Source organism: Mesorhizobium sp. M1A.T.Ca.IN.004.03.1.1 (assembly GCF_003997555.1).
Lineage (GTDB): Bacteria > Pseudomonadota > Alphaproteobacteria > Rhizobiales > Rhizobiaceae > Mesorhizobium.
Map to the genome: position 1 here is coordinate 1 of NZ_RZTV01000070.1, position 382 is coordinate 382.

At 62.3% G+C, this 382-nt stretch carries 1 protein-coding gene; it reads right to left on the reverse strand.

Going from position 1 to position 382, the window contains the following annotated elements; translation table 11 throughout:
• Window positions 1–382 (reverse strand): right-handed parallel beta-helix repeat-containing protein (locus EOD29_RS30720; RefSeq protein ID WP_206520524.1); only part of this gene is annotated, 382 nt, incomplete at both ends.

Here is a 382-nt window from a genome sequence, read left to right on the forward strand (position 1 = left end):
GGAGATGCCCGAGAACCAGCCTGTCGAAGCGTTATTGTAAGTCTCGTTGCCTTCGATGTGGACGAAGTCCGACTGGTTGAACTGGATGCCCGACTCCCCGCTGCCATGGACCTTGTTGTTGAGGATCTGGACGTGGTGGACGTTGTTCGCTTCGATGCCGTCGCCTTTGGCGCCGCCGATGTCAAAGCCGTCGATTACCACGTGGTTGGCGTTGACACTGATCGCGTTCCACGAGCCCGCGGGCGGCCGGATCAGCGCCCCGCCGGGCACTTCCGAGCGCAGCGTGATGTCGGCTGCCGCCGAGCCGTCCGTGTCGATGTTAATAGCTTCGTTGTAGGTCCCCGCCTTCACCACGACCTCGTCGCCGGGTCTTAGGTTCGCC